This window comes from Leptolyngbya sp. FACHB-1624, assembly GCF_047649235.1.
In the GTDB taxonomy this organism is placed as follows: domain Bacteria; phylum Cyanobacteriota; class Cyanobacteriia; order Leptolyngbyales; family Leptolyngbyaceae; genus Leptolyngbya; species Leptolyngbya boryana.
In genome coordinates this window covers 5,249,518-5,274,193 of sequence record NZ_CP180258.1, presented here as the reverse complement: position 1 = coordinate 5,274,193, position 24,676 = coordinate 5,249,518, and the positions used below count along the sequence as shown (strand labels likewise).

Here is a 24,676-nt window from a genome sequence, read left to right as displayed (position 1 = left end):
ATCGAACTGTGAAAAAACGAGTCACCCTAACGTTTCCGAAACGGTCTGTGCAAATGCCCGTGACCTATCGATTAGCTAAAGATTTCAATGTGGCAGCGAATATTATTCGCGCTCAGGTTGCGCCGAATCAAGTGGGTAAATTAGTGGTCGAATTGTCAGGAGATATTGATCAACTCGATGCCTCGATCGATTGGATGCGATCGCAGGATATTCACGTCTCATTTGCCAGTCGCGAGATTACGATCAATGAAGATACCTGTGTGCATTGCGGACTGTGTACAGGAGTTTGCCCGACAGAGGCATTAACGCTCGATCCGCAGACGTTTCGATTAACGTTTACGCGATCGCGCTGTATCGTCTGTGAGCAATGTATTCCAACTTGTCCAGTCCAAGCGATTTCTACAACGTTCTAACCCGTAGCATTTGATTGCCACCGCGCTGAAATTCATAAGGCACTTGCTGAATTGTGGCAGAGTAGCCTTGAGCTTGCAATGCTTGAATGATGGGATCAACAAATGGAGACATTTCACCCGTCATATTCAGTAGAAGTGGAAAAACTCTCACATCAGCAGATAGACGGCACATTTCTAAAATAGAGGCTAAATGAAATTCTAGTGACAACTGGTCAGAGTATAGAAACAGTAAATGAGAACACAACGCTAAATCAAACTGTTTCGATGCAAAAGGCAGATTCGGTAATTCGCAGGTTTGATAGCGTCCTTGCTGAAATCCAATCGGAAAGTCTTGGAGAAAATTCTGCATCGAATTCATCCGAGACTGTCCCATTTCTTTCGGCGATCGAAACGTCTTCCAAATAAAATTGTCTCGCGTTGCCTCAACCTTGCTCAGAACGACATCATAAGTTTCATCGATTCGCTGCTGAATTTCTGCCACTGAGAATTGATAAATCGGATCACAGGAAATGACCGAATGCCCCTGCTGAGTCAGTTCTGCATTGAAACTTGCAGGCCCACCGCCACAGTCTAGAATGTTGCTCTGAAGATCGGTTTCAGAAAGATCAAACATCTGAATATATTCAGTCAGCGATCGACCCCACGGTACAATCTGCTCCAGTCGTAATCCCATGCTAACCTCGCTCAACAATCAAGATAAAATTCTGGCTCCCACATTTGCGGCAGTTAATTGAGTGGGAGCGTCTCAGCCCGAGACGATTGAACGGATCAAGCTTCGTATAGCGGTTTCCCAGGCATCTTAGTCTAAAGCTGCTAGCGAGAGATTTTTCGACGCTGCCTGGCTTGTGCGAGTCAGAAGCGAGAGCTTTTGTAGCAATTCTTGAGCTAGCATTGCAAAGGCTCTTGATCCTGAAGTTCCTGGATTATTGAGGACAACCGGAGTAAAACTATCGATTGCTTTCGAGACATTGACATCGGATGGAATTCGCGTTTTAAACAGCTTCGCCTCACTAAAATCTTCATTCAATCGCTTCATTACCTGTCCGTGGTAACGGCTCGTCAATAGATTGCCAGAGAGCGAAAAGGCAATGCCGAGTAGTTCTAATTCAACTTGCTCGGTATCTGTTTTGTGAGTTTCTTTGAGCTTAGCAAGACGACGTTCTAGAAGTTGAATTCCAATCAGAGAAAGAGGTTCTGGCTTGGCTGGAATCAGATAAAAATTACTCGCGAGTAATGCACTCCGAGTAATCAAGTTATATCCCGGCGCACAATCGAGAATGATCAAGTCGTAATCTTTCGCGATCGGGTCTAGTACTTGCCGAATCAGATTCTTTTCAAATTCATTCCAGACTTGCTCAAAATCTGCTTGACCTTTCTGCACGGCCGTTTTGTGCAACATTTGAGAGACTAAAAACTCATCATAGAGATCAATATCTCCTGGCAAAAGATCAAAGCCTTTTACTTGACACACATACTTGTGGATGGCATCGGGAACGATTTGGGGAAGTTTCGGATCAGACAGAATCGCACGATGAATTAAATGCCTCAAGGTACGCTTATCATTCCGTAGCTTGGCAAAATCGGCAGGAGTCATCAAACTCAAGGTCGCGCTGATCTGCGTATCCAAATCGACGAGCAACACCCGCTTCTGGTGAAACTTTGCTAAACAAGTCGCCAAATTCACAGACATCGTGGTTTTGCCCACGCCGCCCTTCATGTTGGTCATTGCGATCGTATAAGTCATTTTCTCCTCCCGCAAATTGCTTGTCAAAAATGCCACCGAAACATGCGGCACATCATACCGTACTGCGTTGCCTCAGACACACAAATCCCTAGAACAGTTCGTGGGGAGAGCTAAAGATCTAAGGATGAGTATTACGCTTAAGCGAGACTAAATTCGCATGATATTTCGGATTGCGGGAACTCTAGCCTATTTCAGCGGGAATGTAAACTTTTCTAGTATTGGTCATCACAACAATGAATGTGATCTAGGCAACGTAAACGCTTCAGACATCTACATTATGGTGAATAGGCGCTCCTACAATCGTTACATATGCTGTTTTATATTCACGCTAGGAGGAGAGAATTCGCATGAAGACAGGGCATTTGTTAAGTCAGCAAATTCAAACAATGAACGTGAAGATTCTTGATCTATATAAAAACTCGAAACAGACTCCAACAAGTGATTTTTTTCGATCGCCTTAAAGGAACTAGGCGTTGTCTCAGAAGAACTTGAAGTTGCTGTCGAAGAATTAAATCGTCAGAGTGAAGTCTTGGACAGCAACTATCATGACATTTATGCTGAGCGCTTACGATATCAAAATTTATTTGAATTTGCACCTGACTGCTATCTTGTTACTGATATTCAAGGCAAAATTCAAGATGTTAATTTAGCAGCCGCAGCATTGCTAAATCGACGATCGCAACATTTAATCGATAAACCGTTTTCAGTTCTCATTGCACTAGAGGATCGGCATCGATTTCGCACTGCGCTGACCGATGTTGTAGGGTGCGATCATATTCAATTCTCAGCCAAGCTTCAATATAATGCACATCAGCAGTTTGATGCGCGAATTACTGTAGATACAATTCGCGCTCAAGGAAAGCTCTTGGCGCTACGCTGGATCATCAGTGAGCCGCGAAACTGTGAGCCGGAAGCAACGACTGCTGCACTCAGTCCAACAAATTTCGAACCGCGATCGCTACTCCAATACAATCGCGGTGAAATTATTCCTCTAGCAGCCCAATCGATTTGGTTAGTCACACAGGGAGTTGTTAAGCTTTGTAGTTTTACAGAGACCGGAGAAGAAGTTTTAGTAGGCATTGTCGCAGAAAGAATGGTCTTTGGAAAAAGTTTAACCAGTCTCCCTATCTATCAAGCTATGGCTCTTTCATCAGAAGTAAAGCTTGTCTCTGTTTCTCTCTTGGAATTGGGTCAGTCTGCAACTTTAGCACAAGCGCTTGTTCCGCTGATTACCCAACGATTACAGCAAACGGAACGGCTACTCACGCTGCATGGACAGCTTCGCGTCAGCGATCGCTTGATTGGGCTGCTCACACTATTCGCTCAAGAGATTGGTGAGCCTACTAGCGAGGGGATTCGGCTCAAAGCTAGATTGACTCACCAAGATATCGCGAATGCTTGTTCGACGACACGGGTAACTATCACTCGATTGCTCAATCGACTTCAAGAAGAAGGTACGATTCAGTATGATTCGAGCAATCACATCATCCTACGAGCAGCAACATAAAAAAACTATCGAGATTGATATCCTGGCTACATCCAGGTTTTACACAGATCTCCGTCTATCAGTAGAATGCGATCGCATTAGGATTACATGTGACGACGCTCATCTGTCTGAAAGGTGCGCTCGATGCTCGTGGAAGTAAGCTAATGCCAGACAAGAAAGACTTTGGCTTTAACTTCCCCTGCGATGGTCCTGGACGCGGTGGTACTTGTCAGATTGCTTCTTGGGAACAGTCTTTCTACTTAGCAACTTTCTGGATGTTGAACACGATCGGCTGGGTGACTTTCTACTGGCACTGGAAACATTTAGCGATCTGGTCAGGCAATGTCGCACAGTTTAATGAAAGCTCAACTTATCTGATGGGTTGGCTGCGCGATTATCTCTGGCAGTACTCGGCTCCGCTGATCAATGGTTATAACGTTTACGGAACGAGTAATTTGTCTGTTTGGGCTTGGATGTTCCTGTTTGGTCATTTAGTGTGGGCAACTGGCTTTATGTTTTTGATTAGCTGGCGTGGCTATTGGCAAGAGCTAATTGAAACCTTAGTCTGGGCACATGAACGCACACCGCTGGCAAATTTAGTTCGATTCAAAGATAAACCTGTTGCTTTATCGATCGTTCAAGGTTGGCTGGTTGGCTTAGTTCACTTTACGGTCGGCTATATCCTGACGTATGCTGCTTTCTTGATTGCAGCGACAACCGGTAAATTTAGCTGACGGTGGCGAAAAATGGAAAGCGATGAATTTGCGGCTCGTCTGATCGCTGTGATTTGCTTCCTAAGCTCACGATTTGTCTCTGCTGACTACAGACTAAGCAATCCCTAGTCGAAAAAACTCCGAGTTTTTACAAAAGCTCGGAGTTTTGCAATTTGCCGATGAAAATTATCGCCCTGCTCCCTGAGGTGTAATTTGCAGTTCGACTCGCCCTTCTTGGCTGCCTTGAACTGCAACCTGCTGATCATCGAGTTTTCCAGATGCTTGCGGACCTGCAATGCTAAAGGGCGGATTGCTCTGTTGATAGCTCACATTGCCATTGGCTTGAAATTGCTGCGTGATCAGATACCACACGACTCGATTGGCGCTCAACCGCGATCCATTTTTCTCCCCGACCCCTTGCACATTGCCCGTTAAGGTTGCCACTTGCTGATCGATTTGCATCTCTGCTTGGTTCGCGGTCAATCTGACTTGTTGAGCCGAATTGACGATCGTTACAGGCTCACTTGCCACCAAAGTTTTTTGATCAATGTTCCAATTCAAAGCATTGCCCGTAATCTGAGTGCCAGACTGTTTGAGTGCAATCCGAGCATTCTGACGCAGATTCACGACTTTCGCTTTGAGATCAACTTCGGTTTGTTCGGCGCTGCCTTGATCCGTGAGCTGTTTATTTTCATAGCGATCGACTTGCAGAGGACGATCGCTCTTCAATTTCTGATTCTGAATCTCCCAACTCAGTTTTTCCCCCCGCATTTGCATCGTCGGCTCTTTCACCTGAGCGACAATCTGCCCCATGACATCCACGCGACGCGCCCGAGTGAGAAATCTTCCTTCTTTGGCGGCTAACTGCACCTGTTTGTGATCTCCTGTAAAGCCGTCCCGAATGATCAACACATCTTCAGCAGGCTTCCACTCTAATTCCTTGCCTTTTAGGACAGAGCCATCTCGAACATCGGTCGCCGTGATTTGTCCTCGCATCAAGATCGATTTTCCATCTTCCTTGATTTCACTGCGCGCTGCTTCAATCTTAAAAACGGTTTGCCCATCTTGAAAAAGCTCACCTCTGGGTTTCTGAATGGTTGCCGTCTTCTTATCCTTCGCGTAAACGGCTTCCTCGGCATTCACTTTCCACAAAAGTTGTCCTTTCTCGTTCGCCTGCTCCAACGTAATATTCTTAAAGGTCAGATTACTATCAAACTTCTGAGCCTCTTTGGTTCCCTCTGCCAAACGCTCTGCCGCTCGGTTACGATTTCCGCAGGCAGTCGTGCTCATTAAAAGTGTGATTAACGCTAGATTCAAAAGAATAAAACGACGCAAAATACAAGCCCTCAAGTAAAAAATCTGGGGAGCGATCGAGAATTTAGACGAATCAATCTCGATTCTGCTCCCCAAATTATCACTTAACTTTAGGATGAATGTTGATCGTCGTGTTCATCCATCAAGCCAATTCCTGACAGCGGACGATACGTGTAGCTGCGCGGTGTTTTCTGGATATCCTCTTTAATATTGTCGAGATCAATATAGCGATCCGCAACATTAATCAAACTATCGCTGGTCATCGATCGTAAGCTCACAACCTCAACTCGCACCCCACGATAGCTGACAGCGTTCACTGCATATGCCAAATCCCCATCGCCACTGACTAAGACAGCAGTATCATAAGACCCTGCCAGTGACATCATATCGACCGCAATCTCGACATCTAAGTTTGCCTTTTTCGAGCCGTCTGGCAATTGTACTAAATCTTTAGAAATGACGCGATACCCATTGCGTCGCATCCACAAGAGAAACCCCTGCTGTTTCTCGTTGGTACGATCGACCCCAGTATAGAAAAACGATCGCAGCAATCTTGATCCAGAAGTTAAGCGCACCAGCAGCTTAGTGTAGTCAATCTCAATGCCAAGCTGAAGGGCTGCATAGAACAAATTTGAGCCATCAATGAAAATGGCAACTCTCCCGCGATTTTCTAGGACTTGCTCCGGAGAAAATACCGTCTCCGGCTCATGATTCAGATGATTCAACACAATTGATATCCTCAATTTTTTATGAAAGGTTTTGAACGAAATAAAGAAGCGACATTCAACAGAGACTTAGAAAACTAAGATGAACCTTCAATCGGAAGTTCAAGTTTTTGAAAGACAGGTTGGGGTTTCTGAAGTTGTTGTTTAGCTCGAAGTATTCCCCATCTTGCTTGATTGGGGAAGGAGGTTGACACATCAATTAAGCTACTGTTATTAAAATCAATACTAAAACCTAATTGTTGATAAACCGCAGTACTCGTGTGTGGAACAATAGGGGCGAGCAAATACGCTGCAAGCCTGACTGATTCCAATACTGCATAAAGAACTTGCTCTGCTTCTTGGGGTTTCCCCTGTTTGTACAATGACCAAGGAGCTTGTTCATTGATATATTTGTTACCTGCTCGTAAAAGAGTTAAGGTTTCTTCACAGGCTGTATCAAACCTCAAGGCTTCGTAAGCTTGTGCAACTCGGTCTTCTAATCCTTCTGCAATCGATCGCAAAGGATGATCGATCGCAATCTCTGCCTCAGGAACCACTCCCCCACTATTTTTGTGAATCAGTCCCAAAGCGCGATTGAGTAAGTTTCCGAAGTTATCCGCCAAGTCGGCGTTGCACAAATCGACAAAGCGAACTTCATCAAAGACTCCATCGCGTCCGAATTCGATACCTTTTAGAAAATAGTATCGAAAGGCATCGACTCCGTAGCGCTCAACCAAAGCGACCGGATCAATCGCATTCCCCGCGCTCTTGCCCATCTTGACACCATCTTGCACCAAGAATCCGTGACCAAAGATTCGATCGGGCAGTGGCAATCCGGCAGACATGAGCATGGCTGGAAAATAGACCGCATGAAAGCGCAGAATATCTTTGCCAATGATGTGAACATTGAAGGGATACCACTCAGAAATGGCATTTTCTAAAGTTGGCGCTTGATCCGGCTCCAATAATGCTGTGATGTAACCGAGTAGCGCATCGAACCATACATATATTGTATGGTTCGGATCATTCGGAACCGGAAAACCCCAATCAAAATTAACGCGAGAAATTGAGAAATCCCGCAAGCCTTGACTGACAAAGCTCAGGACTTCATTGCGCCGAATGTCCGGCTGAATAAATTCAGGCACCTCGGCATAAAGCTTTTCTAATTTCTCTTGATACTTAGAAAGTCTGAAGAAGTAGTTCTCTTCATCGCGCCATTCCACTGGTTTATTCACGTGGATCGGACAGTGCTTGTTCTCTAACAAGTCGCGCTCTTCTTTAAACTCTTCGCAGGCAACGCAATACCAGCCTTTCTGCTGACTCAGATAAATGTCGCCGTTTTCCCACACTCGCTGAAAAAATTCTTTGACGATCGCAGCATGTGGCTCATCGGTGGTGCGAATAAAGCGATCGTATTTCACATCTAACTGCGCCCACAGCTTTTTGAAGCTTTCAACGACCAGATCACAGTGCTCCTTCGGAGTGCGTCCTAAGGCTTCTGCGGTGCGCTGAATCTTCTGTCCATGTTCATCACTCCCGGTCACAAATCGCACGGATCGACCTCGAAGCCTTTGAAATCGCGCTAAAGCATCCGCTGCAATTGTTGGATACGCACTGCCAATATGCGGCGAATCATTCACATAATAGAGTGGAGTGGTGAGCGAGAAAGTAGAGTTTTCTGTGGGTTGAAAATTCATAGATTATCTAGAAATAAGCCTTGTAAGTGATCCGGGCAAGGCTTGGATTGGATTAGCTAAACAACAATGGAAAAAGCGTACATCGAGTCAAAGTACTTTCCAATTCTAACCAGCAACGTTGTGCAAGATGTGCGGTCAAATCTTAAATCTTGCTGGGCTGATCGAATAAAAAGGGCGCAGTTTCCACTCTGCATGAGTCACTCTCCCAATAAAACCATCTCTGCAAATCTGCGGAGAGTTCTTGAATTCATCGCCCATGTTGCTTTTTCCCTGCCTTTTTCTGACTTGCAGGAATACAAGTGAAGCACAAACTGTCTCAAGTTACTCAAAAACTGAGTAGAACTATCGAAACCGTCTTGCAAGATTTACGATTGCTTTCAAAAACTTTTACGGGCTTTTGCGGTTCCTCGGTCAATATTTACAAAGTTTTACAAAGTGCATTTTATCGAAACTTCAGTACATTTTCTCAAAGCTTCTGCCCTTGGCTAAACAAATAATGGACGCATAGAGTTAGTGCGTGAAATCGAGTTTATGAAGGTTATCAAAAGTTTACTCTCGGTTACAGCTTTGTCGGCGATCGCAATTATCAGTCACACGGGATCGGCTCAAGCGATCAGCTTCAGCATTACACATGGTACGACTGGACCAGGCGGCGTTACAAATCAGGGGGCATACTCTGATTTGCAACTTCCAGGAACGAAAACTGTAGATTTCAATTCTGGCAGTGTGCCGACAACGGGATTTGCGAAATACAGCTTCCAGAAAAACGATGGGTCTAGCAGCGTCCGTTCTGATGTCTGGGCACCCGCAGGTGTCAATGGACAAGTGAATACGAGTAACTACCTCGCTGTGTTTGCTGGCAACGATGTGACGATCGATTTAGCCAACCATTTGGATTACTTCGGAATCAACTGGGGCGCAATGAGTCCTGGCAACGTGTTCTCGTTCTTCGATGGCGATCGTCTGATCGAGAAGATTAGCTACGACAATGTGAATCCAATGGCTGAAGTACGAGCTGCACAACATGGCAATGAAGGAAATGGGTTCGTCCATTTCACCGCTACCCAGAAGAATCAGTACTTCAACCGGATTGTGATTTCGCAAATCGGGGGCGGCGGTTTTGAGTCGGACAACCACTCGTTCCGCATGGCTTCGGTTCCTGAACCAACTGCAATTTTGGGCTTGACCGCGGTCGGTGGCGCGTTGCTGCTGAAGCGCAAAAAACAAACTCAAATTGAAGAGTAAGTTCGATCGCCTTGCTTGTGAGTTGGATTACATCTAAAAGTGTTTAACGAGTTTCACCCCTCTTCAATCGAGGGGTTTTATTTTGCGGTTTCAATTACAGGGGAGCGGTCGCTGTTGAAAGATTGTGCGATCGATCAGAGGTCGCAGTATTGCGTTGAGCGCGAAACATACCAAATCGGCAAAGACCTGTGCCAAAAGCAATTCGCATCAGGATCAAGGTCGGAACTTCTCGCAGGGATTTGATCAAGCCTGATGCCCCAAATTTGATTAAGCCTTGGGGTCGGGCAATGCCTTGCCAAATCGAATCGAGCCAGGATGGCAGCGTCGGTTCTGTCCAGTCTGCGGTGATCACTTCACCTGCCACGAATCCGGTTGCCGCCAATTGTTCAGAAAATCCTTCAATACTCGAAAAAGCGGGATGTGCCCATTGATCGAGAAGTTGTTGCATCACCGGGCGCTCCCAAAAATTGAGCGGAATTTGACGATCGTCTCTCTGATTCCAATCGGCGACAACCAGAATGCCGCCGGGTTTGAGAACGCGCATTAATTCTCGAGCAAAAATCGCCTTATCTGGCATGTGTGGCCCTGCTTCAATTGACCAAACGATGTCGAAACTGGCATCGGGATAAGAAAGTGCCATCGCATCATCGACTCGAAACTGTGCGGTGACGCCCGCGGGCGTTAATTCTTGAGCGCGTTTGACTTGCTGAGGGCTAATCGTCACCCCAGTGACCTCGAATCCATAATCTTTTGCCAAAATTCGGCTACTGCCCCCGATTCCACACCCGACATCGAGAACAGTTGTGCCCGGGGGAAGCTGATCTAATCCACCCCAGCGCACCATTTCATGCACAAAGTCAGATTTTGCGACAAGAAAATCTTTGCGGCGAGGCGGTACGCCATAATGCCCCAGGTGAATATGTTCGCCCCAGTAAAACTCTAAAATGCCATCTTCTGTCCATGCGTCATATGACGTTGCGACCGAATCAGAAGATTGATATCGGCGAGGAGTTATCAGATAAATAGCAATGCCGAGAATGGGTAGGGCAATCAAGAGCCAGAGAACGAGAGATAAATTCATGAATTCAGAGATGGGTTGCCTGCAGCGAAGCGGATCTACTACGTTTGTACTTCTGTCAATCTAACGCAGTTCAATCTCAGAATTCAAATTCAGCCAGTTCTCGCCCCAGATCAGCACATAATATCAACAGCTTACGTCGGGGCAGCGGACAAATTTTGCCTTGTTGAGCGAAGTCATTGAACATCCGCGTTACCGTAACTCTCGTCGTGCCAAGCATTTCCGCGATTAATTGATGAGTGAGAGGTACATCAAGCAGATACCCTTGATCGACCTGGGTGCCAAATCTTGCGGCAAGCCAGTACAACAGTTTGAGTAATCGCTGTGACGTCGATCGAATATGCATGAATTGCAGCATGATTTCGGTTTGATTCGTGTAGCGCATCCATGCTGCTTGGGCTTCCGCGTTTGAGGTCGGAATTAATTGTGCGGTCACGTCTGTGAGACATTCGAGTTGATAATGCTTGAGTCGAGACAGCGGTTTCCCAATCATGTCACCTGCTCCCCAAATTCCAAGGGTTGTGACTTCTCCAGATCCAGTCCAAGTTACAGAACGCACATATCCTGTTTCGATTTCCCAGAGACAGTCGGGACGGAGCGTTAACAGTTTTTTGCGCTGAAACTGCAGCTTAGGCGATCTCAAAAGCGACAGGGTGAGGGGTGAGTTGAGGGAGGAGGAATGAACCAGGGGCATAAGAATTTGGGGATAGGGGAACGAACAGGCTAATGTGATGAAAGTTACACTCAAATCTCAGGATTCTTTGGGATTTGTAATTGCAATTTTTTAGGACATAGACCCGAGGAAAGAGGCTGTACGCGGCTAAAAATTAATGCAATTATTCTCACTTACTATACCGGGATCGCCCCGAAAAACGTTCCTTTTATTATCACTATCGTTTAACTTTGAAAATCTTATGCTAGGTCAGTTAATGATATTTAATAGCGATAGATAGATTCGATTATCACGGGCATTGATCTCGCATTTTTCCGTAGTTGAAGGGTTAATCAAATGTCTCAAAACCTAGTAGAGTGGTGCGTAGGTCATGTGTGATCATTGTCGATTCCACAAGATTAAAACTAGGTGGTGAGCTAGTGATGAACTCCCTTCGATCTTGGGCGCAACAAATTCAACACGTGTGCAATGAGTCGGGGAAGCATCTTAAGCAGTCCGCGTCGATGCGATCGTTGCAACGAGTCAGTGCGCTGCAAAAACAGTTAGGGAAACAGCCTAAAGTCCCGAAACCTGTGACGATTGTGCTCACTTCGCTGGTGCTATCTGCTGCATTGGGACAGCGATTTTATGACCAACCTCGTTTGAGTATAGGTAAGATTGCGCCTGAAACGATCACAGCGCCGAGAGATGCCCAAGTCGAAAATAAACAAGCGACAGAAGAGAAACGCAGAGCAGCGCGCAGCATTTCGACTCCGGTCTGGATGCCCGATGTGGCTCTGTCCGATGAAATTCGCAAAACGGTGCAATCCCACTTAGATGCAGGACTAAAACTGCGGAAAGACGCTGGAGAGTTTCCCTATGTCGAACTTGAAAAGCTGTCAGAACCGACTCAACGATATTTACGCAAAGCCGAAGTCTGGGAATGGAAAGCGATCTTAGAAGCGACTCAAGCTCCGAATACTCAACTCGTCGATCGCATCAGTGATCCAGTCCAACGCCGAGCAGCAACAGAGCTATTTCGGAATAAAAATCAAACAACTCTGGATGGACTATCGGGTCTAGAAGCGAAAATCACAACGGCTCAGCAGCACTATGTCACGGCTCGTTCACAGCTTAGTGCGCCTTACGATCCAACTTTGTTTGATGTTTCTGACGTAGCGTGGCAGAAAATGCAGGGCGAAGTGATGGCAACGCTCGATCGCATGTTGATGCAAGGGATTGCACCTGGGCTAGAAGAAACATATGTGAGAAATGCGATCACACTGAATTTGCAAATTGCAACTCCGCCCGAAACAAGAGCGATCGCAACCCAAATCCTCGTCAGTGCGCTGAAACCGAATTTAGTCAAAGATGAAGATCGAACCCGCCAACAAGCCGAACTTGCGGCAAATAATGTTGAGCTTGTGATGGTGAACGCTTACCGGGGTAGAGCGATCGTTCAGCAAGGAGAAGAGATCACGCAGGATGCATTTATTTTGCTTGACTATTTTAAGCTGAGTCGCCGCGAAACAAATTGGTGGGGGTTAGTGGCACTCTTCGGCTGTGTCAGTGGCTCCGTTGTTATTTTTTGGCGATTAGAACAGCGCTATCATCCCAAAGGATTGCGGAATCGAGACTACTGGCTGGTGGGCTTGATGTGTCTCAGCACGCCCTTGTTCATTTTGGTCAATGTGCCTTCAACGAATTTACCTGCGATCGGGGTGTTGATGGGAACGTTCTATGGTTCGGTTTTAGCTGTCACTGGGGTAGGATTACTGACGATCATTTTGCCGATCGCCATGGGATTAACTTGGACGCAGTGGTTACCGAGTGCGATCGCTGGACTCACGGTGGCACTGTTCGCTGCAAGAGTGCGATCGCGCGAGGAGTTAGCTTTTCTAGGATTAGGGGTTGGAGTGACTCAAGGCTTGCTCTTTCTACTGCTTGGCGCTCTTTCTGGAGTTGCTTGGTACAGTTTGCTCGGAGGAGCCGTTTTAGAAGGCTTGTTGGGATTAGGGTGGAGCATTATTGCCATCGGGATTAGCCCCTATCTTGAACATCTGTTTGATGTGGTCACCACCTTACGCTTGGTCGAACTTGCCAATCCTAATCGAGCGTTATTGAAACGGTTGGCATCCGAAACTCCCGGTACGTTTCAACATACTTTATTTGTTGCGAATCTGGCAGAAGCCGCTGCACGGAAACTGGGGTGCAATGTGGAATTAGTCCGAGCGGGAACGCTCTATCATGACATCGGCAAAATGCATGACCCCCTCGGATTTATTGAGAATCAAATGGGGGGCGTGAATAAACATGATCTGATTGATGATCCGTGGCAGAGTGCAGCCATTATCAAGAAGCATGTGACAGAAGGCTTAGTCATGGCACGTCGCGCGCGATTGCCCAAGGTCGTGCAAGCGTTTATCCCAGAGCATCAAGGGACAATGACGATCGCATATTTTCATCACCAAGCCCTACAACGCGCTCAGCAGGATCAGACGATCATCGTCAACGATGAGGATTTTCGCTATGACGGACCTGCTCCCCAATCGCGAGAAACCGGGCTTTTGATGTTGGCTGATTCTTGTGAAGCGGCACTGCGATCGCTCAAGGATGCCACACCAGACGATGCCTTAAATATGATTAACAAGATTTTGGCAGCCCGGTGGAAGGATGGGCAGTTGAGTGAATCCGGCTTGACGCGATCAGAAATGAGCACGATCGCAGAAGTTTTTGTGCAAGTCTGGCAACAATCGAATCATCAACGTATTGCATATCCGAAAGCGAAGTAATTTCGATACCTAATATTGACGAATTGATGAAATCTTGCTGAACTTGGAAGCTTTTCCAGATCATCTCGGCAATTGTATGGAGAATGAAGCTAGGTGTGAGAATGTTAGGGTTTTACCTCTGCCTGAGGATAGATCTCTGCTCAGAGTTATTACGTATTTTTAATCAGTCCTTGAAAAAATCACGAGCAAGGCATGATTGACAGAGTTTTTCCCAAGAAACGCTTCATGATTCGTTGGTTATCGTCTGTTTCCGGTAGTTTTTCCGTTACGGCTACCTGTACACTGCTGAGCTGTGCGATTTTGCTGCCTCGCGTTGGCATTACCCCTCAACCTGTTCGCATCGCTCAAGCTGCTGATTCAATTGAGCGGTCTCGGGTAGCGCGCCCAGTCCCAGTTGTGGAAAGAAAGATTGCGGGGGTGCCGATCCGCCTCGTCACGATCGATCTAACAGACCCGCAGACTTTTATTAATATTGGGCTGGCAAACGAGGCAATTCGGGCAAATAGTGCCCGATCGACTCGGGGCGATGAAGCGTTTGAATCTCTGGTGAAGCGGCATCGCGCTGCGATCACCGCCAGCGGAACTTTCTTTAGCATGGATGAGCAGAAGCGAGTCATGGGCAATATGGTTGCCGCTGGTCGCTTTCTGAAATACAGTCCTTGGGAAAATTATGGAACTACTTTAGGACTCAAGCGCGGCAATCAGCTCGAAATGGTGACCGCTCGAACGGAGGGAAAGCCCAAGTGGGAGCGGCATTGGTTCTCGTTGACGGCGGGTCCGCGATTGTTGAAGCAAGGCAGAATATCGATTCGTCCCCGGCAGGAAGGATTCAGTGATCCATCGGTTATGGGAGTGGCGACGCGATCGGCGATCGGCTTTCCCAAAAGCGCGAATCGGTTGTATTTGGTAACTTTCCACAAGCCGATTACCTTGCAGAAAGAAGCGGAGATTATGAGAGCGATCGGGGCGCATGAAGCGATGAATCTCGATGGGGGAACGTCGGTGGCATTGGCGGCAGGCAATCGCGTTTTACAGTCGGCGGGTCGAGATTTGACGAATGTGATCACGGTTTACGACACAAAATTTCCAGCGCCGGAAGCGTTAAAGCGATCGTGGCAAACTTTTCAGCAAGATGATCAGGTTGCACTCAGGTTTAATCCAGCTAACCCATAGCCCTGTCAATTCAATCAGGTCAGACGAATTGAATTCGGGGTGCTTAGCTGTTCTGAATGCTGAGCGGCTGAGATTGTTTGACAGGAGAAGGCGCGATCGATAAATCTGCATCCGTTTCCTCTATTTCTGCAAACGGATCTAACCACGGCAACCAAATCCGAAACGTACTGCCTTTATCTGGAACCGACCAGAACGACAACGTGCCCCCGTGCATTTCTGCTAATCGTTTTGTCAGCGCTAGTCCTAATCCTGTCCCTTCATGCTTGCGAGTCATGGAAGAATCAATCTGCTGAAAGGGTCTAAACAATAAATGCCAGCGATCTTTGGGAATGCCAATGCCGGAATCTTCGACTTCTAGACAAAGATAAGCGGTCTCTTGATTAATCGGACTGCGATCGGGGCGAACATCTTGAACCAGTTGATAGCCATACCCAATCCGGGCAATCAGTGACACTGAGCCTCCCTCGGGCGTAAACTTCACGGCATTCGAGAGCAGATTAATCACCATCTGACGAACCCGCCGTTCATCGAGGGGAACACGATCGAGATCATCGCCCAGTTTCATTTCCAATTTCAGCCGCTTCATCTCGGCGCTCGGCTGCACCATTTTCAGACATTGCTCACACATTTCTCGAATGTTCACAGGTTGCAGACTCAGCTCTGCTTTGCCCGCTTCGATTTTGGCAATGTCTAATAAATCATTGATGATTTTCAGCAAATGAATTGCCGCATCATCTGCTTGCTGAAGAAACTCTAATTCTTCTTCACGATCGTCACAACAGCCATCGCGCACCAAGCGGACACAGCCAATAATTGCATTCAGAGGAGTTCGCAATTCGTGAGAGGTCGTTGCCAAAAACTCGCTTTTGACTTGGTTCGCTGCTTGCGCTTCTTGCCACGCTGCTTCTAACTCACTGGCTCGTTCTTCTAAACGCTCCACCATATTGTCGAGTGCTTCAGCGAGATAATTGAGTTCTCGAACCTTGAAATTCTTGGGGGCGCGCTCACCATCAAAACGCTGGCGGATTTTCAGTGCGTATTCGCTCAATTTCTCGATCGGACGAGCCAAATCGCGTGTGAGATAGAGCGTTGCTAATAAAATTGCAGTTAACAGACCTAGGGTAAGGATAATCAAAACCTGCTTGATATCCCCTAAGCCAAACAGCGCACTGTCAACTGAAGTTGCCGCGAGCACAACCCACGTCGAAGTCTCTCCATTCTTCAGCGACACCTGAATCGCACTGCTCCCGGCTAGCCACTCTGCACCGTTCTCTTCAAACAGGACAGGTGCAAGCGATTCGCGTTCATTTGAGGCGCGTGCTCCCACGGTACTGCTCGCCATTGCCTGTTCAAACACTCGTTGTAGCTGCTGAGAGTTTGCTTCTTGGCGAATATTCCGCCCGATCCGTTCAGGAATCGGATGCGCCAAAATCACGCCCGTATCATCAATGACAACGGTATAGCCCGATGAAATTGCATTCACTGCTGGCTCTGGTTTTGAGTAAAGCGATGCCTGCACGCTCAAGGCATAACGCTCTCCAGATTTGAGAACCACGGGCGCGCTCATGACTAAGCTCAATTGATGATCAACCGAAACTTCTGTGCCAACTTTAGCAGGCTGTCCAGGCGATACCTCAATATTGTTGGAGTTGACCACATTGGCAGGAGTCTCTCTATTTTGCCAGGGATCTCGCGGAAACTGGACGATCGGTTGATTGCCACATGTACTGGACTGAACAGTTTGAGTTTTCAAGTTCAGCAGTTGGATACATTGCAGCGAGAGTGGAGAATTGCGCTGCAACTGCTCGAGAAAGTCATAGGTTGCTTGAGGAGAGTCGAGTTGAAGTGTGGCAGACGTGGTTGCTAAAGCGAGATTCGATCGCAAAGTGGCGATCGAAGTTTGTAGTTCTTCTGCTTTGCGGACAGCGCTAGCTGTGAGGGTAGACCGCGCTGTTTGAAGGAGTCCTGATTTTGCTTTCTTATACGCAACAACTTCGCCTGTCAATAGCACCGGAATACTAAGGAGTAACAAACGCCATAGCAGGATGCGACGAAACGAAGATTGACGTGACTTTGCCATAAGCCCTAGGACTGGATAGGGGACGAAGACAGGAAAGCGGCAGAGCAGAAGAGCGATGACAAGTTTCTAGAGCGATGAGCGGAGGCAAGGCAGAGTTTTGCCGAAACGAGTAGTGAACGATCTTATCGGCATAGTTCGAGATGATTCATCCGCTATATGTACGATCTTGAGCGAATTCGCACCAAAAATCATATTTTTACTTTAACGGCGATAGAGCGTTCTAACCAGTTTTGCTCGAATTTCTTCAAAATGGCAGTACCCGGGTGGGGGATACAATGCTGGCTGATATGCCAGATTTGAGCAAATCTATTACCCTGTATGAAGCTACTGAACTGTGGATATGGTTGAACAATTCCAGCCCCGAACCTCGATCGCTTGGATTAATAAAATTTCTGAAGTTCCGCAGCTTGCCTGGGATGCTCTGGCAATGCCGCTGAAAACGCCGTTCTTGGAGTGGGACTGGTTGCATACTCTGGAGACCTCGGGGAGTACTACGGCTCGATCTGGCTGGATGCCGAATCATTTAACAGTCTGGCGAGACAATGAATTGATTGCCGCCGCGCCGTTGTATATCAAAGGTCACAGTTACGGCGAGTTTGTTTTTGATCATCAGTGGGCGGATTTAGCCGATCGCTTAGGAGTTCAGTATTATCCCAAACTCTTAGGAATGTCGCCTTTTACCCCGGCTGAGGGGTATCGATTTTTGATTGCACCGGGAGAAGACGAGGACGAGATTACCGAAATGATGGTGAGCGCGATCGATCATTTCTGTTCGCGAAATCGGATCTCGGGCTGTAATCTTCTCTATGTTGATCCCGATTGGCGGGCAGTGATGGAACGTCACGGGTTTAGTTCTTGGCTGCATCACAGTTTTATTTGGTCGAATCAGAACTATCAATCGTTCGATGACTATCTAGGCGCATTTAATGCCAATCAACGCCGCAATATTAAGCGTGAGCGTAAAGCCGTGACGAATGCTGGCTTATCTTTTAAGATCCTGACCGGGGATGAAATCCCGAAGTCCATGTTCTCGCTGATGTATACCTTCTACAGTGATACTTGTGACAAGTTTGGCTGGTGGGGCAGTAAGTATTTAACCAAGAAATTCTTTGAGCAGCTTTATACGAGCTACCGACATCGCGTTGTGTTTTTTGCAGCTTATGCAGAAGGGAATGAGCATCCGATCGGCATGTCGTTTTGTCTGACCAAGGGCGATCGCTTATATGGTCGTTACTGGGGCTGTACTCAAGAAATTGATTGCTTACATTTTGATGCTTGCTATTACGCGCCGATCGAGTGGGGCATTCAAAATGGCATTCAACTGTTTGATCCAGGTGCGGGTGGACGGCATAAGAAGCGGCGAGGCTTTCCGGCAATGCCAAATCATTCGCTGCATCGGTTCTATAACAGTCGGCTGTCGCAGATTTTGCGATCGCATATTGAGCAGATTAATGATCTCGAACAACAAGAAATTGACGCGATTAATCAAGAATTGCCGTTTAAGCAACAAACAATCGACTTCAAAATTTAGAATGGATAAGCTGACACGGGTTGGACTCTCATGACTCAAGCGGTTTTTAATCCCACTGCTTTGGATGACAAGCTCTCGAATCGGTTTATTGAACTCGATCCGAGCGGCTATTTTTTGATTTATCTCGATCGATCTGGCGGGGTCATTTGCGCCGATTTTTACACGAATACCATTAACGAAAAAGGTTTAGCCTGCGATCCCGAGACGGGTGAACCGTTGCCCTGTAGCGGCGGTTTGAAGCGACAGCCGAGTGCAATTTTTCGGGGTCGGACGGCGAAAGAGTTGTGTATTGAAGTGTTTGAGAAGCCTGAAACTTGCTGTATTACTCGATTGGATCATGCAGCGTATTTGGGTCGGGAATTTGTACGAGCAGAATCCTGTTTGTTTGGGGATCAAGAGTACGTGCAAGATTAGAATCGGGTTCGGCTCCGCTGGTGCTGAAGTTGGTGAAGGGGAGCCGAAGTTTGCAACCTATAGGAATTCCTCGATCGCATGGGCTAACGCATCGATTTCTTCTTCGGTGGTGAAGTAATGCACACATGCCCGAACACAATTCGGATTCAGAATCACCCGCAGAAAGAAGTTTCTCTCCTCTAAATATTGAACCAGTTGCGGATGCTTGCCATTCTCTAACTGAAATGAGACGAGTCCAGAAGTAGGAGCCGAGGTTTTGAGGCATTGCACACTCGGCAATGCTTTCAATCGTTGCCAGAGGTACGCACTGCGATCGCAAATCATTGAATATCTTGTTTCGGCAAAGGGCTGATGAAACGCAATCGCCTCTCTCAAAGCTGGATACAGCGGAATCGCAGAAGTGGCAATCTCAAAAGCGCGACCATCGGATTGAAAGCGCTCGGGAGTTCCTTTGGCATCGGTGATCACACTGCGCCAGCCAATAAAGGTTGGATGTAAGGTTTCTCTTGCTTCAGGGCGAACGTACAAAGCACCAACTCCCGCCGCTCCACACCACCATTTATGACCAGTGAAGGCGTAGAAGTCTGCGTTTAATTCAGTGAGATTTAGGGGTAAAACGCCTACAGACTGGGCGGCATCGACGAGAACTTGTACTGATCGCGCATGACAAATTTCCACCATTTCTTGAAGGGGCAAAACTTGTCCCGTGTTCCAGAGAATGTGGCTAACCACGAAGAGACGAGTATTGGGTTGGAGAAACTGTTCGACGATCGCGCTTGGATCACCCGAATTCAAAGTCTCTAATAGGGGACAAACCGAAACCTCTAAATCAAATCGTCTCTGAAGTTCTTGAACGGCTGCCACGATTCCTTGATGTTCGCAATCGGTGAGCAGAATGTGATCGCCTGCTTGCCAATCGATTCCCCACAGGGCAATATTACAGCCAACAGAGACATCTTCGGTGAGTGTGATTGTGTCTGCGGTTGTGCCGAGTTCTTTTGCGATCGCTGCTCGCGTCAAATTTCCTTCTTGCACAATCCAGGAATTCGCTGCACTGGAAAAAGGACCCAATTCCTGAAAGCGAATATTTGCATCTTGGAGGGCTGCAATTGCCGATCGCGGCATCGTTCCTTGTCCGCCGTAATTAAAATACGCTTTCCCAGCGAGATATGGAAATTCAGCCCGATGCTGTTGTAAAGACATAACGCAACTCTAAGCACTCTCTTCATCCTACGATGAAATATTCGTGACTCTTTGCGGATTGCGCTTGCTCCTCTAAGATAAGTATTTGCAGCACATTACACCTTAAACGCAATGGCAGAGACAATCTTCTTTAACGCCCTTCGGGAAGCGATCGACGAAGAAATGGCAAAAGACCCGACAGTATTGGTGATGGGAGAAGATGTCGGGCATTATGGCGGCTCCTATAAAGTCACCAAAGATTTGCATAAGAAGTACGGCGATTTGCGATTGTTGGATACCCCGATCGCCGAAAATAGCTTCACGGGTATGGCGATTGGTGCAGCAATGACTGGATTGCGTCCCATTATTGAAGGGATGAATATGGGATTTTTGCTGCTGGCGTTTAACCAGATTTCAAATAATGCGGGCATGTTGCGCTATACGTCAGGCGGGAATTTCAAAATTCCGGTTGTGATTCGCGGTCCCGGTGGAGTAGGAAGTCGGCTCGGAGCAGAACACTCTCAGCGATTAGAAGCGTATTTCCAAGCGGTTCCAGGTTTGAAAATTGTGACCTGCTCAACGCCTTATAACGCGAAAGGGTTACTCAAATCTGCCATTCGTGACGATAATCCTGTTCTCTTCTTTGAGCATGTTCTGCTGTACAACTTGAAAGAAGATTTGCCCAACGAAGAGTACTACTTGCCGCTCGATAAGGCAGAAATCGTTCGCAAAGGTAAAGATGTGACGATTCTGACCTATTCGCGGATGCGTCACCACGTGATGCAAGCGATGAAAACGTTGGAAAAAGAAGGCTATGACGCGGAAGTGATCGATTTGCTTTCACTGAAGCCGTTAGACTTTGAAACGATCGGTGAATCGATTCGGAAAACTCATCGTGTGATCATCGTTGAAGAATGTATGAGAACGGGCGGAATTGGAGCAGAGTTGACGGCTTCGATTAACGATCTCTTCTTTGATGAATTAGATGCTCCAGTGTTGCGGATGTCTTCACAAGATATTCCGACTCCTTATAACGGAACACTGGAAGCGTTAACGATTGTGCAACCGCCGCAGATTGTGGAAGCAGTTCGGAATATGGTTCCGCTTAAGGTGTAGCGAGAAGGGTCAATCGATTGAAGAACAGCGATCGATTGACCTTAAACTGATTCACCGATGTCAATCAAGTCAGCATCAATTTGGTGATTAAGAACGGGATCGCTCATACTAGACGGTAAATCCTGTTGATTCTGGGAAAGTCTATGTTGTCACAAGAACTAAAGGCACAAATCTTCAAGTTGCCGCCCAGCGATCGCCTTGCACTAATCTCTGCCATTATTGAATCTCTGCAAGATACTTCAGTACCCCAACCTGTCCGCTCTGGTGCAATCCAACGAATGAGAGGTTTGTTGAAAACAGACCAGCCTGCCCCAACTGATGAAGAAGTGGCAACGATGCTGGAAGAGCGACGGTTGGAGAAGTATCTTCAGTGAGAGTTTTGATTGATACCAATATTGTTCTAGACTTTCTGCTACAACGAGAGCCTTTTTCCCAAGATGCAGAATTGCTATTTCAGGCGATCGATGTGGGAGAGGTTATCGGATACGTTACAGCGACAACCTTAACGGATATTTTTTACATCTCACGTAGGCACACCCGAAGTATTGAGCAAGCGCGGCAAGCAGTCTCAGAAACACTGACTGCCATGATGGTTTGTCCGGTCGATCGTGTCGTTCTAGACTCAGCTTTCAACTCTGGTGTGCTTGATTTTGAAGATGCTGTGCAAATTTTTAGTGCGGTTGCTCAAGGATTGGCAGCAATTGTGACTCGTGATGTTCAAGGGTTTTTGAATTCCCCTATACCCGTGTTATCCATTCAAGAATTGTTGCAGCAAGTCAGGCAGCAAAATGGTGATTAGGGTGCGATCGAATTGTCAGCTTGTTGCAAATGTTCTAACCCCGGAGCAAATTTCTTAGCGGCTTCGTAAGGCTATTTTTATTACTCGAACCGTATCGAATGCAACGTCCTGCATAGAAAGCGCTATCATAACCTTTGTCATAACGGGATTTGCTATGGGACGGCAACGAGGATTATTAATACTCATTTTGGTGATGGTGCTTGCCTCCATTTACATCATTGTGGATGAGCGGCACTTTCCAACACTATTAGGATTGGACTTACGCGGCGGTTCGCAAATTACGATTCAGGTTAAACCCACCGCAGAGATCAAAAACATTACATCCGAACAGCTTGGAGATGTCCAGCGCGTCATCGAAGGGCGGATTAATGGACTCGGCGTATCAGAGCCGCTTGTACAAACAGCAGGCGAAAATCAGATTCTTGTCCAGTTGCCGGGAGTCAGCGATCCCGAACAGGCAGAACGAGTGCTCGGCGGAACCGCTCAACTCGATTTTCGGGCGCAAAAACCTGGAACAGAACAGCAGCTCCCGATCGAATATCAAATTCGCCGAGAATTGCTCGCCAAACAAAAAGAACTGCGAAAATCGAACGACGAAAAAGCGATCGCCGAAAATCAAGCCGCTCTCAAGCGTAGCAATGACGCGATCGCCGCTTTATTCGACTCACCTGCATTAGGTGGTAGAAACTTACAGAATGCTCAGCCCGAATCTGCCCCCGGTTCAAGTGCTTTCAGTGTCGCACTGAGATTTGATCAAGAAGGCGGCGATAAATTTGCCCAACTCACCAAAAGCTTGGCAGGAACAGGTCGCTCTCTCGGAATTTTCTTAGACAACGGCTTAATTAGCTTTCCTAGCGTCGGTGCAGAATTCGCACAGACTGGCATCACAGGTGGAGGTGCAGTCATTACCGGAAACTTTACAGCCCAAGAAGCGACAGACTTAGCTGTACAGTTGCGAGGCGGCTCACTCCCGCTCCCCGTTGAAGTCGTCGAAAATCGGACAGTCGGTGCAACCTTGGGACGCGATAGTATTCAGAGCAGTATCTACGCTGGACTGGGTGGATTGCTGTTTGTATTAGGCTTCATGGTTGTCTATTATCGGCTCCCTGGCGTGATTTCAGCAATCTCGCTCGTTATCTATGCGCTCCTCACTTATGCCGGATTCAAACTCTTAGGCGTAACGCTGACCTTGCCTGGAATCGCTGGATTTATTCTCAGTATTGGCATGGCAGTCGATGCGAATATTCTGATCTTTGAACGGACTCGTGAAGAATTGCAGTCTGGTAAAACCCTGTATCGATCGGTTGAGTCTGGATTCTTCCGTGCCTTTTCCAGCATTCTCGATAGTAATGTGACCACCGCGATCGCTTGTCTTGCTCTGATTTTTCTCGGTTCTGGGCTAGTTCGTGGATTCGGAGTTACACTTCTGCTCGGTGTCGCCATTAGTATGTTTACGGCTGTGACTTGTAGCCGCACCCTCCTGCTGTATGCCTTGACCTTTGCCGGATTACGCAAGCCTGAATGGTACAGCCCCAACGTTCCCAAAGCTAATCAATCGATCTCGGAGACCGCTTCATGAAACTGAATGTCATTCGCCAGCGAGGACTGTGGTGGGCGATTTCTGCAATCTGTATCCTCGCAAGCATTATTGCAATGCTGGTGCTCCAAACTCAAATCGGCACACCCTTACGTCCGGGACTCGACTTTAAAGGTGGAACGCGTCTGCAACTAGAACTCGATTGCAGTCAGCCTGGAAATTGTGATAAGCCCATCAGCCTCGACGCAATTCGTGAAGTGCTGAAGACTGAGAATTTAGGCGACTCGAGCCTTCAACTTGTCGGTCAGGATCAGCGAGCAGTGTTGATTCGGACGAATACATTAAGCGTGGATCAGCGCACCAAACTGCAAGCAGAACTGCAATCGAAAATTGGCAAATTTGATGCGGCGAAAACGCAGATTGATACTGTCGGTCCGACGATCGGGAAACAGCTATTTCAATCTGCACTCTTGGCGCTGATTGTTTCCTTTGCAGGCATCACGTTCTACATGACAATTCGCTTTGAGTTGGACTATGCGATTTTTGCAATTCTCGCGCTTTTCCACGATGTGCTGATCACCGTTGGTTTCTTCGCAATTCTGGGGTTAACGCCTTTGAGAACCGAAGTCGATAGCTTGTTCGTTGTGGCGCTACTGACGATCGTGGGTTTCTCGGTCAACGATACGGTTGTCATCTACGATCGTATTCGCGAGACGATTCAACTTAACCCAGGTCAGCATATCAATGAGATTGTCGATGATGCAGTCAATCAGACCTTAACGCGATCGATCAACACAACTTTGACGGTGTTATTGACGTTATTTGCGCTGTTTTTCTTCGGAGGCGAAACGCTGAAGAATTTTGCATTGGCGTTGATTATCGGATTTGCTATGGGAGCGTATTCAAGTATCTTTATCGCGAGTACACTATTGGCACTGTGGCGTGAGAAGCGGGGTCGAGCCTTTGCCCCGGTGAAAACGGCAGCAGTAGAAGCCGAGTAACGATA

At 47.2% G+C, this 24,676-nt stretch carries 21 protein-coding genes and 1 pseudogene; 13 read left to right on the top strand and 9 right to left on the bottom strand.

From position 1 onward, the window contains the following. Positions 1–8: 8 nt before the first annotated feature. The gene (locus ACMUEV_RS25155; RefSeq protein ID WP_190647141.1) at positions 9–413 is read left to right on the top strand and encodes an NIL domain-containing protein; all 405 of its coding nucleotides are present in this window, start codon (positions 9–11) and stop codon (positions 411–413) included. Here the strand turns inward: ACMUEV_RS25155 and ACMUEV_RS25150 are convergent. Both ACMUEV_RS25150 and ACMUEV_RS25145 read right to left on the bottom strand, forming a co-directional pair. Further along, positions 400–1,086, bottom strand: a complete 687-nt coding sequence (locus tag ACMUEV_RS25150; protein WP_190647142.1) for an SAM-dependent methyltransferase — start codon at positions 1,084–1,086, stop codon at positions 400–402. The genes ACMUEV_RS25155 and ACMUEV_RS25150 overlap by 14 nt on opposite strands. A gap of 126 nt (positions 1,087–1,212) precedes the next feature. Then, positions 1,213–2,157: a ParA family protein gene (locus ACMUEV_RS25145; RefSeq protein WP_017286356.1), complete on the bottom strand. Its 945-nt coding sequence runs from the start codon at positions 2,155–2,157 to the stop codon at positions 1,213–1,215. 529 nt (positions 2,158–2,686) lie between these two features. Between ACMUEV_RS25145 and ACMUEV_RS25140 the strand changes: the two genes are divergently transcribed. Further along, positions 2,687–3,664 (top strand): helix-turn-helix domain-containing protein, encoded by a 978-nt coding sequence (locus tag ACMUEV_RS25140; protein ID WP_190647143.1) that lies wholly within the window; start codon positions 2,687–2,689, stop codon positions 3,662–3,664. Between the two features lie 65 nt (positions 3,665–3,729). Beyond that, positions 3,730–4,377: pseudogene (gene psaB, locus ACMUEV_RS25135) on the top strand (photosystem I chlorophyll a apoprotein A2); the annotation flags it as partial. A gap of 165 nt (positions 4,378–4,542) precedes the next feature. On the opposite strand, the gene lptC reads toward psaB, so the two are convergent. The 3 genes from lptC to metG all read right to left on the bottom strand — a co-directional run bounded on the left by lptC (position 4,543) and on the right by metG (position 8,071). Beyond that, positions 4,543–5,673 carry an LPS export ABC transporter periplasmic protein LptC gene (lptC, locus tag ACMUEV_RS25130; RefSeq protein ID WP_225885746.1) on the bottom strand — a complete coding sequence of 377 codons (1,131 nt, stop codon included), beginning with the start codon at positions 5,671–5,673 and terminating at the stop codon, positions 4,543–4,545. Between the two features lie 107 nt (positions 5,674–5,780). After that, complete coding sequence (locus ACMUEV_RS25125; RefSeq protein WP_017286360.1) at positions 5,781–6,398, bottom strand: NYN domain-containing protein; 618 nt, start codon at positions 6,396–6,398, stop codon at positions 5,781–5,783. Between the two features lie 74 nt (positions 6,399–6,472). After that, a complete protein-coding gene (metG, locus tag ACMUEV_RS25120; protein ID WP_190647144.1) occupies positions 6,473–8,071 on the bottom strand; it encodes a methionine--tRNA ligase in 1,599 nt (532 codons plus the stop codon). 531 nt (positions 8,072–8,602) lie between these two features. On the opposite strand from metG, the gene ACMUEV_RS25115 reads away from it, so the two are divergent. Continuing rightward, the gene (locus ACMUEV_RS25115; protein ID WP_190647145.1) at positions 8,603–9,316 is read left to right on the top strand and encodes a PEP-CTERM sorting domain-containing protein; all 714 of its coding nucleotides are present in this window, start codon (positions 8,603–8,605) and stop codon (positions 9,314–9,316) included. A gap of 94 nt (positions 9,317–9,410) precedes the next feature. On the opposite strand, the gene ACMUEV_RS25110 is transcribed toward ACMUEV_RS25115, so the two are convergent. Both ACMUEV_RS25110 and ACMUEV_RS25105 read right to left on the bottom strand, forming a co-directional pair. Continuing rightward, positions 9,411–10,397 (bottom strand): methyltransferase domain-containing protein, encoded by a 987-nt coding sequence (locus ACMUEV_RS25110; protein WP_190647146.1) that lies wholly within the window; start codon positions 10,395–10,397, stop codon positions 9,411–9,413. 76 nt (positions 10,398–10,473) lie between these two features. Then, a complete protein-coding gene (locus tag ACMUEV_RS25105; protein ID WP_036044394.1) occupies positions 10,474–11,088 on the bottom strand; it encodes a Crp/Fnr family transcriptional regulator in 615 nt (204 codons plus the stop codon). 401 nt (positions 11,089–11,489) lie between these two features. Between ACMUEV_RS25105 and ACMUEV_RS25100 the strand changes: the two genes are divergently transcribed. Further along, positions 11,490–13,838 carry an HD family phosphohydrolase gene (locus ACMUEV_RS25100; protein WP_190647147.1) on the top strand — a complete coding sequence of 783 codons (2,349 nt, stop codon included), beginning with the start codon at positions 11,490–11,492 and terminating at the stop codon, positions 13,836–13,838. A gap of 192 nt (positions 13,839–14,030) precedes the next feature. Continuing rightward, the gene (locus tag ACMUEV_RS25095) at positions 14,031–15,011 is read left to right on the top strand and encodes a phosphodiester glycosidase family protein (protein ID WP_190647148.1); all 981 of its coding nucleotides are present in this window, start codon (positions 14,031–14,033) and stop codon (positions 15,009–15,011) included. Between the two features lie 43 nt (positions 15,012–15,054). Here the strand turns inward: ACMUEV_RS25095 and ACMUEV_RS25090 are convergent, their stop codons facing one another. After that, the gene (locus ACMUEV_RS25090; protein WP_190647149.1) at positions 15,055–17,091 is read right to left on the bottom strand and encodes an ATP-binding protein; all 2,037 of its coding nucleotides are present in this window, start codon (positions 17,089–17,091) and stop codon (positions 15,055–15,057) included. A 340-nt stretch (positions 17,092–17,431) separates the two neighbouring features. On the opposite strand from ACMUEV_RS25090, the gene ACMUEV_RS25085 reads away from it, so the two are divergent. Together ACMUEV_RS25085 and ACMUEV_RS25080 are read left to right on the top strand one after the other, a co-directional pair. Continuing rightward, the gene (locus ACMUEV_RS25085; protein WP_190647150.1) at positions 17,432–18,622 is read left to right on the top strand and encodes a GNAT family N-acetyltransferase; all 1,191 of its coding nucleotides are present in this window, start codon (positions 17,432–17,434) and stop codon (positions 18,620–18,622) included. Positions 18,623–18,652: 30 nt separating this feature from the next. Further along, entirely contained in the window at positions 18,653–19,036 is a 384-nt protein-coding gene (locus ACMUEV_RS25080) for a DUF4346 domain-containing protein (protein WP_190647151.1), read from the top strand. A gap of 57 nt (positions 19,037–19,093) precedes the next feature. On the opposite strand, the gene ACMUEV_RS25075 is transcribed toward ACMUEV_RS25080, so the two are convergent. After that, entirely contained in the window at positions 19,094–20,239 is a 1,146-nt protein-coding gene (locus ACMUEV_RS25075; RefSeq protein ID WP_190647152.1) for an aminotransferase class V-fold PLP-dependent enzyme, read from the bottom strand. A gap of 111 nt (positions 20,240–20,350) precedes the next feature. Between ACMUEV_RS25075 and ACMUEV_RS25070 the strand changes: the two genes are divergently transcribed. The 5 genes from ACMUEV_RS25070 (at position 20,351) to secF (ending at position 24,671) form a co-directional block, all read left to right on the top strand. Continuing rightward, on the top strand, positions 20,351–21,334 hold the full coding sequence (locus tag ACMUEV_RS25070) for an alpha-ketoacid dehydrogenase subunit beta (RefSeq protein WP_017286372.1): 984 nt from the start codon (positions 20,351–20,353) through the stop codon (positions 21,332–21,334). Between the two features lie 143 nt (positions 21,335–21,477). Continuing rightward, positions 21,478–21,708 (top strand): hypothetical protein, encoded by a 231-nt coding sequence (locus ACMUEV_RS25065; RefSeq protein ID WP_190647153.1) that lies wholly within the window; start codon positions 21,478–21,480, stop codon positions 21,706–21,708. Beyond that, entirely contained in the window at positions 21,705–22,133 is a 429-nt protein-coding gene (locus tag ACMUEV_RS25060) for a type II toxin-antitoxin system VapC family toxin (RefSeq protein ID WP_190647154.1), read from the top strand. Before ACMUEV_RS25065 ends, ACMUEV_RS25060 begins: the two co-directional genes overlap by 4 nt. Before the next feature lie 154 nt (positions 22,134–22,287). Further along, the gene (gene secD / locus ACMUEV_RS25055) at positions 22,288–23,712 is read left to right on the top strand and encodes a protein translocase subunit SecD (protein ID WP_017286376.1); all 1,425 of its coding nucleotides are present in this window, start codon (positions 22,288–22,290) and stop codon (positions 23,710–23,712) included. After that, a complete protein-coding gene (gene secF, locus ACMUEV_RS25050) occupies positions 23,709–24,671 on the top strand; it encodes a protein translocase subunit SecF (RefSeq protein WP_190647155.1) in 963 nt (320 codons plus the stop codon). Before secD ends, secF begins: the two co-directional genes overlap by 4 nt. Positions 24,672–24,676 lie beyond the last annotated feature (5 nt).